The sequence below is a fragment of the Sphingomonas sp. TF3 genome, assembly GCF_003985085.1.
In the GTDB taxonomy this organism is placed as follows: domain Bacteria; phylum Pseudomonadota; class Alphaproteobacteria; order Sphingomonadales; family Sphingomonadaceae; genus Sphingomonas.
This window is the reverse complement of the sequence record NZ_RWKS01000060.1, coordinates 1-4,072: the sequence shown is the minus strand read 5'-3', so window position 1 is coordinate 4,072 and position 4,072 is coordinate 1. Positions and strand designations below refer to the sequence as shown.

The window sequence follows — 4,072 nt, the reverse complement described above, 5'->3', positions numbered from 1 at the left end:
CGCTTGTCGCGGCCGAACGTCGCATCGACAAGCGCATCGCCACACGCATTGATCCGGCCGCCTACACCCGGCTCGACCGTCTGACGACCGAGATGCTGCCGGGGACAATCAGCCGCTTCATATGGCTGCGCCGGATCGAGCCGGGCAATAATTCGGCCGCGGCGAACCGACTGCTCGACCGGTTGGAGTTCCTGCGCGCGATGAATCTCGATGCCGGTCTGCTCGTCGGCGTCCCGCCGCATCGTATCGCCCGGTTGCGCCGACAGGGCGAACGCTACTTCGCCGATGGCCTGCGCGATCTCGGTGCCGACCGGCGTCGCGCCATCCTCGCGGTCTGCATCATCGAGTGGGCGACCGCGACCGCCGATGCGGTGATCGAGACGCATGACCGGATCGTTGGGCGCACTTGGCGCGAGGCGAAACAGCTGCATGACGTACGCGCGGCGGAAACCAGAGGTGGGGTTACAGCGACGTTGGACGGGTTCGCCGCACTCGGCCAGTTGCTGCTCGAAGCGCATGGCGACGGCGCGTCGCTGGAAGACGCGGTCGCGCGTGCAGCGGGGTGGGAGCATCTTACCCGCCTCGTCGCGACCGCCAGAACGCTGACGGAGACGTTGGGCGACGATCCGCTGGCCCATGTCGATCAGGGCTATCATCGGTTCCGCCGCTATGCCCCGCGCATGCTGCGCTGCCTCGACCTCGAAGCTGCGCCGGTCACCCGGCCTCTGCTCGACGCGGCGACCGCCATCGCCACCAATGGCGCACTGCTGGCGAACGACGATTTCCTGCGTCCGCATTCCAAATGGCGGCGTCAGTTGCGGGCGAAGGGCGACGATGATGCCCGCCTTCGGGAAGTCGCAGTCATGTTCCACCTGCGCGACGCGCTTCGCTCGGGCGACATCTGGCTCGACCGCTCGCATCGCTACGGCGACCTCCGGAACGTCCTCGTGCCGATGGAGGCCGCGCGCGCTGCGAAGCTGGCGGTCCCGGCCGACCCGCATGTCTGGCTCGCCGACCGCAAGGCGCGACTTGCCGATGGCCTTGCCCGGCTTGGTCGCGCCGCGCGCGCCGGCACGATCCCGAAAGGCAGCATCGAGGGCGGCACGTTGCGGATCGATCGCCTGATCGCCGATGCACCGGACGGCATCGATGATCTGGTGCTCGATCTGTATCGTCGCCTGCCGCCCGTCCGCATCACCGACCTGCTGCTCGAAGTGGACGCCGCGCTGGAGTTCACCGACGCCTTCACCCATCTGCGCACCGGTGTTTCGTGTGGCGACCGGATCGGCCTGCTCAACGTCCTGCTCGCCGAGGGGCTGAACCTCGGCCTGCGCAAGATGGCCGAGGCCTGCAATACCCACGACTACTGGCAGCTCTCCCGCCTCGCGCGCTGGCATGTCGAGAGCGAGGCGATCGACCAAGCGCTGGCCAACGTGGTCGCCGCGCAAGGCGCGCTGCCGATGGCGCGGGTCTGGGGCATGGGCACCACTGCGTCGGCCGATGGCCAGTTCTACCCCGCCGCGCGACAGGGCGAGGCGATGAACACTGTCAATGCCCGCTACGGCAACGACCCCGGCATCAAGGCCTATACCCACGTCAACGACCGCTTCGCGCCGTTCGCATCGCGGACCATCCCCGCGACCGTCAGCGAGGCACCCTATCTGCTGGACGGGCTGACGATGAACGAAGCCGGGCGGCGGATCGAGGAGCAGTACGCCGATACCGGCGGGTTCACCGACCATCTGTTCGGAATCAGCGCCATGCTCGGTTACCGCCTCGTACTGCGTATCCGCGACCTGCCGTCCAAGCGGCTGTACGTGTTCGATCCGGCCGCCACGCCGGCAGAACTGCGCCCGCTGGTGGGCGGCAAGGCGCGCGAGGCGCTGATCGTCTCCAACTGGCCCGACCTGTTCCGCTGCGCCGCCACCATGAGCGCAGGGCAGGTCGCACCAAGCCGCATCCTGCGCAAGCTCGCCGCCTATCCGCGCCAGAACGATTTGGCCGCGGCCCTGCGCGAGGTCGGTCGGATCGAGCGCACGCTGTTCATCATCGAATGGATCCTCGACACCGGGATGCAGCGCCGCGCCCAGGTCGGCCTCAACAAGGGCGAGGCGCACCACGCGCTCAAGAACGCCCTGCGCATCGGCCGGCAGGGCGAAATCCGCGACCGCACCACCGAGGGCCAGCATTACCGGATCGCGGGCCTCAATCTACTCACCGCTATCATCGTATATTGGAACACCCTGCACCTTGGCCATGCCGTGGAAGCCCGGCGTCGCGAAGGGCTCGATACGCCGGACCATCTTCTCGCCCACGTCTCTCCGCTCGGGTGGGCGCACATCCTGCTCACCGGCGAATACCTCTGGCCCAAAGACGTCGTCGCTTAGGGTGTCATTTCGCCCTCAGCCGGAACCGACCCCTGAACGATTGGGGCGGCTAGTTCGGCCGCAAACCACCGGGTCGATTTAAACCTCGCTGGTGGAGTTTGCCGTCATCGGCGCCCATGACACGTCGAAAGCCCCTCTCCTGCCCTCACGGCTTTCCTGAGCGGCCGTAGCGGGTGATTCCGTCGCCACCTGCCCCACTTCTTTTCCGCCTAGCCAGCGGCGCTTGCGCCGCCCTTGTGACGCCGTAGGCGGCACGAAGCGAACTACGCATTGGCCGTTAGGCCAATTCCACTTGTATATTTCTAACTCTGCCGGGATTCATTCTGCCTCTCTGAATCACGTTCTTGGTCCATGATCCCTCGCCCGAGCCGGGCAAGAATCGCGGCAAGGCCGGGATCGTCAATGAGCTGGGCTGGCTGCTCATCAAGGGGGAGCGCGGCGATCATCGCCCTGCCCTCCTCGGCCGCCACCCGTCGCCGATCGCTGTCATCCTCTGGCGGTGGTGCGGTCATGCCGCGCTCAACCTGCGGCGGGAGCATCAAACGATAGGCATTCGAGGTCTGCTTGACCTGGGGGCCGCGCAGCCCCGCGTTGCCGGTCGGCACATAGCGGCGCAACCAATCGAGGAAGCCATGCGCCTTGAGCCGCTTTAGCGCGTCCACCACGGCCGCGATCGAGCGGCCGATGCGAAGCGCCAGCGTCGCTATCGCCGGATCGAGCCGGCCTGTCTTGTAGTCGATCAGGCGTAGCAGCTCGCGCAATACCTCAAGCCCGACATGGCCGATCGCCCCGTTCTCGCGGTTGTTGCGCTCGCGCCGGTGGGCAAGCCGTTTCACCCGATCATACTTCTCGGCCGCCTGCATGAACCGGGCGACATTCTTGGGATTGAACGGCTGCCAGAACCGCCCTTCCCGGCCCTCCTCGGTGCGGCTGTAGCGATGGACCCGCTGGCCGGTCTGACGGCCCGGTCGTCGCCCTCTCGTCGCCCCTCCCAGGGCCTCGAATACAGTTTGCATGGGAACCTCCCGTCGATCGGTCGGCCCGGCTGCTGGCGGCAATCCCACATGGACATAGCTCTCCCGTTCTCGAAAACAGCGTTTTCGAGTTGACTTCACGTCCGATCTGCGGGAGGCTGTTCCTGCGACAGAACACGGGCTTCCCGCCCATCAGACTTTCCGAGAGCCCGGCCGCCAAGCCGGGCTTTCGTCGTTTTGGCCTTAGCGGTGCCACCCGCTATGATCGCCACGACGAATCGGCGAACGAGTTCGCCGACACCAAAGCCTGTCAGATTCCTATAGCGTTGGGAAGTGTGCTCTATAAGGCTGGTGCAATAGGTCTATTGTCCACGTGTCCACACATTCACACGTGAGCCTGTTCACTTCTCGATTGGCTGATTGTATTTTTGGAGAATGTCGAGGACGGCCTCGGTCAACATGGCCTCGATCGTGCTGTCCTCCTTGACAGCAAGGATCGCGAACGCTCGGGCAACCGCCGGATCAAACCGGCCAGCGATCGATTTCTTGCCGATGCGGTTGCGCTGACGGCGCGGCGCTTCGATCGGCAGCATCGGTTCGTCGGCCTGCGCTGCCGTCCCGGCCGGCTTTCTGGCGTTTGTCGATCGTGCCACCCCCAAGCTCCTAATTTCTGTGTTCACACATTCACATATTCACGCGTGGACAGCTACC

General features: G+C 65.6%; 3 protein-coding genes. 1 reads left to right on the top strand and 2 read right to left on the bottom strand.

From position 1 onward, the window contains the following. Nucleotides 1–2,387: Tn3 family transposase (locus tag EJC47_RS20670; protein WP_126849577.1), on the top strand; the 2,387-nt coding region annotated here is incomplete at its 5' end. A 302-nt stretch (nucleotides 2,388–2,689) separates the two neighbouring features. Here EJC47_RS20670 and EJC47_RS20665 read toward each other — a convergent pair. Then, entirely contained in the window at nucleotides 2,690–3,403 is a 714-nt protein-coding gene (locus EJC47_RS20665; RefSeq protein WP_236559431.1) for a replication protein A, read from the bottom strand. Between the two features lie 359 nt (nucleotides 3,404–3,762). Continuing rightward, complete coding sequence (locus tag EJC47_RS20660) at nucleotides 3,763–3,954, bottom strand: ribbon-helix-helix domain-containing protein (RefSeq protein ID WP_010189081.1); 192 nt, start codon at nucleotides 3,952–3,954, stop codon at nucleotides 3,763–3,765. Nucleotides 3,955–4,072 lie beyond the last annotated feature (118 nt).